A 3,630-nucleotide genomic window follows, 5' to 3' on the forward strand; every position below is an offset into this window, starting at 1 on the left:
CATGCTCTCATTCAAAATGTGAATTGTACTTGTTTTATGCTTTGTTTTTACTTTTTTTGGCATGTGGATAATCTGGAATAAAGTTCAAGGGAGATCCTTCGCTTTGCTCAGGATGACGAAAAGGGACGCTCAGGATGACAAATGCTCGTCACTCTGAGTGAGCGTACTTTACCCGTCACTCTGAGTGAGCGTAGCGAGTGAAGAGTCTCTGTTGAAGTTCAAGGGAGATCCTTCGCTTCGCTCAGGATGACGAGGTGGCACTCAGGATGACAAACTCCCGTCACTCTGAGTGAGCGCAGCGAGTGAAGAGTCTCTGCCCCACCCCGTCACTCTGAGTGAGCGTAGCGAGTGAAGAGTCTCTGCCTGTTATATCAGATCCTCATACAGATCTTGCCAAGTTGCATTTTCTTTCTCAATGAGACTTATTTTTTTGCTTCTTTTCCATCCTTTGAGAACTTTTTCTCTTGTGATTGCTGTTTGCATCTCGTCACAAAGCTCAAAATGTACTAACTTTGTTACATTGTATTTTGCGGTAAAACCTTCAACGACATGATTTTTATGCTCATAAATTCTTTTGATCAAATCAGATGTAACGCCTACATACAAAACGTTATTTGACTTGTTGGTAAGTATATAGATAGCAGGTTGTTTTTGCAAGTGTTTGCCTTTTTGAGTTTTGTAAATTATAACAAAATTTTGGCTTGAGTTTATGAGGGATATCCTTCGCTTTGCTCAGGATGACGAAAAGGGGCGCTCAGGATGACGAAAAGGGGCGCTCATGGTGACAAATGCTCGCCACTTCTGAGTCTCTGCCTTCCTCCGTCACTCTGAGTGAGCGCAGCGAGTGAAGAGTCTCTGTTGAAGCTCAAGGGAGATCCTTCGCTTCGCTTAGGATGACGAGAGGGGGATGCTCAGGATAACAAACACTCGTCACTCTGAGTGAGCGTAGCGAGTGAAGAGTCTCTGTTGAAGCTCAAGGGAGATCCTTCGCTTCGCTTAGGATGACGAGAATGGACGCTCAGGATGACGGAAAAGGCTTATTCTTCAGATTTATAAAACCCTTTATACCACTTCACAAACTTCTCTACTCCGACATCTAAAGATGTGTTTGGCTTATACCCAAAGTCATTCATTAGGCCGCTTACATCTGCATAAGTAGAGACTACATCGCCGTCTTGCATATCCATGAAGTTTTTCTTTGCCTCTTTGCCGAGTGACTTTTCAAGTGTTTTTATGAAGTCTAGAAGCTGAATTGGTGCGTTGTTTCCTATGTTGTAGATTCTGTAGGAAGCGGTTGAGCGGTCGGCTGGGAGGTTTTTAGATTGCCACGCTTCGCTCGCAATGACAGCAGTTGCTGGGTTGTCTATAACTTTAATTATGCCCTCTACTATATCGTCTATGTAGGTAAAATCCCTGCTCATATTACCGTGGTTAAATACTTTTATGGCTCTGTCGTTTAAAATCGCATCTGCAAAGAGCATCGGTGCCATATCCGGTCTTCCCCACTCGCCATAAACTGTAAAAAATCTCAGTCCTGTTGCTTGGATGCCGTAAAGATGAGCATAAGAATGCGCCATCATCTCATTTGATTTTTTTGTAGCTGCGTAGAGGCTTACCGGGTGGTCCGTATGGTCACTTGTCTTAAAAGGCTGTGACTTGTTAAGTCCATAAACGCTTGAGCTGCTTGCGTAAGATAGATTTTTCACACCAAAGTTTCTGCAAGCCTCAAGTATGTTTAAAAATCCTACTACATTGCTCTGGATGTAAGCATGCGGATTTTCTATGGAGTATCGCACACCTGCTTGCGCGGCAAGGTTACAAACTGCGTCGAACTTTTCAGTTTCAAAGATGTTATTTATGGATAGTGTGTCTTCAAGACTGGCTTTGATAAATTTATGTTTTGGATACTTTGATGATAAGATTGCCGCGCTATGCTCGCAATGACCATCTATCCCAAGTTCTGCTAATCTTGCATACTTTAGATTTACATCATAGTAGTCATTTATGTTGTCAAGACCAACAACTTCATCGCCACGTTCAAGCAGTTTTTTTGCAAGGTGAAAACCAATAAATCCTGCCGTTCCTGTTACTAGTATCTTCAAATCAAAATCCCCTTAACTATCGCTATTAAAAATATCTCTGGTATAAACTTTATCTTTCACGTCCATAATTGACTCACTGAGCCTGTTCGCCACTATGACGTCGCTTATCTTTTTAAACTCATCCAAATCTTTTATGACTCTTGAGTTGAAAAAGTCATCCTCTTGGCAGGCAGGTTCATAGATGACGACCTCTATTCCTTTTGCTTTTATACGCTTCATAATTCCCTGGATAGCGGAGCTTCTGAAGTTGTCCGAGCCTGTTTTCATAACAAGCCTGTAGATTCCGACAATTTTTGGCTTTTTTGCCAAGATGCTATCGGCTATGAAATCTTTTCTTGTACTGTTTGATTTTACAATCGCCTCTATCAAATTTGATGGCACTTGAGCATAATTTGCAAGGAGCTGTTTTGTATCTTTTGGAAGGCAATACCCGCCGTATCCGAAACTTGGATTGTTGTAGTGCGTGCCTATGCGCGGGTCAAGCCCTACTCCCTCTATAATCTGCTTTGTGTCAAGTCCGTGCGTCTGCGCGTAAGAGTCAAGCTCGTTGAAGTAGGCAACCCTCATGGCAAGGTATGTGTTTGCAAAAAGTTTTATCGCTTCGGCTTCGGTGCTGTCGGTAAAAAGGATTGAAATATCTTTTTTGATGGCACCCTCGGCTAAAAGATTTGCAAATATCTCCGCTCTTTTGCTCTTCTCTCCGACAATAATGCGGCTTGGGTAGAGGTTGTCATGAAGAGCCAAACCCTCTCTTAAAAACTCCGGCGAGAAGATGATGTTGTCCGTTTTAAACTTCTCTTTTAAGCTCTTTACATAGCCTACGGGGATTGTTGATTTAATGACCATTGTCGTATTTGGATTTATGCTTAAAACATCCGCGATTACGTACTCAATGGATTTTGTATTGAAATAGTTTGTCTGCGCGTCATAGTCAGTCGGGGTAGCTATGATGACATAGTCGGCATCTCTGTATGCCAGCTCTTTATCAAGTGTTGCAGTGAAATCGAGGTCATCTTTTTTAAGATACTCTTCTATCTCTTTGTCTTCGATAGGAGATATTTTTTTGTTTAACATCTCCACTTTCTCAGGAATTATGTCAAGCGCTACCACTTCGTTATGTTGCGCCAAAAGTAGTCCGTTTGAAAGACCTACATATCCGGTTCCCGCTATTGCTATTTTATAACCCATTTTATACCAAAACCCTGTCTATTCTTTTATGTTTTTATGAAAAAGATTATACTAAAGGATGACTTAAACTCGTCTATTTTTGTATCATACTTCTTGTAAAACTAGATTCTGAATAACCAAAGGAAATGCCATTGATGCAAGTTAAGGATGATAAACACTCGTCACTCTGAGAAAGTTCAAGGGAGATCCTTCTCTTCGCTCAGGATGACGAGAATGGGCGCACAGGATGACTGAGGAGGCACTAAGGATGACGGAAAAGGGGTGTTCAGGTGACAAACGCTCGTCACTCTGAGTGAGCGTAGCGAGTGAAGAGTCTATTCCCTCTGTCACTCTGAGTGAG

General features: G+C 42.0%; 3 protein-coding genes. All 3 read right to left on the reverse strand.

The features are described 5' to 3' along the window. Positions 1-366 precede the first annotated feature (366 nt). The 3 genes from RQ763_RS10650 to RQ763_RS10660 all read right to left on the reverse strand — a co-directional run bounded on the left by RQ763_RS10650 (position 367) and on the right by RQ763_RS10660 (position 3,290). A complete protein-coding gene (locus RQ763_RS10650) occupies positions 367-657 on the reverse strand; it encodes a GIY-YIG nuclease family protein (RefSeq protein WP_314152937.1) in 291 nt (96 codons plus the stop codon). A gap of 380 nt (positions 658-1,037) precedes the next feature. Then, complete coding sequence (locus RQ763_RS10655; RefSeq protein ID WP_314152938.1) at positions 1,038-2,102, reverse strand: NAD-dependent epimerase; 1,065 nt, start codon at positions 2,100-2,102, stop codon at positions 1,038-1,040. 12 nt (positions 2,103-2,114) lie between these two features. After that, the gene (locus tag RQ763_RS10660) at positions 2,115-3,290 is read right to left on the reverse strand and encodes a nucleotide sugar dehydrogenase (protein ID WP_314152939.1); all 1,176 of its coding nucleotides are present in this window, start codon (positions 3,288-3,290) and stop codon (positions 2,115-2,117) included. Positions 3,291-3,630: the final 340 nt, after the last annotated feature.

Origin of the sequence: Sulfurimonas sp., from assembly GCF_032250635.1 — a bacterium.
Lineage (GTDB): Bacteria > Campylobacterota > Campylobacteria > Campylobacterales > Sulfurimonadaceae > Sulfurimonas.

What these genes read in the sequence shown, in the direction of transcription:
- RQ763_RS10660 (WP_314152939.1), bottom strand. Translation starts at nt 3,290, where the DNA reads ATGGGTTATAAAATAGCAATAGCGGGAACCGGATATGTAGGTCTTTCA.